The organism is Treponema sp. R6D11 (genome assembly GCF_054786075.1).
In genome coordinates, this window is the sequence record NZ_BDHD01001213.1 from 1 (window position 1) to 357 (window position 357).

The window sequence follows — 357 nt, forward strand, 5'->3', positions numbered from 1 at the left end:
TTGTTATTCCGCCAAATGCGGCGGCAATACTTCCCGACTCAAAATCTTCTTTTTCAGTAAGACCGGGGTCTCGAAAATGAACATGGGCGTCTATTATGCCCGGCAGTATATGCTTCCCTTTAGCGTCGTATATTTCGTCAGCGGTATCGCTTTTATGTAATTTTCCACTCTTTATAATTTTTCCGTTTTGTACGGCAATATCTCCTGTTACTATTTTTTGTGGAGTAACAAGAGAGCCGTTTTTTAAAATCAGATTGTAATGCAAGGTTAACCCGGAATTTTAAACGACATAAGCGTACGATTAAGCGCGATTAACGGATCTTCGTACATTTCAAACCTAAAGCGCATCTCGTAATT

Annotated in this window: 1 pseudogene; it reads right to left on the reverse strand. The window is 39.8% G+C overall.

From position 1 onward, the window contains the following. Positions 1 to 265, reverse strand: a pseudogene (locus ACYVTD_RS18160) (dihydroorotase); the annotation flags it as partial. Positions 266 to 357 lie beyond the last annotated feature (92 nt).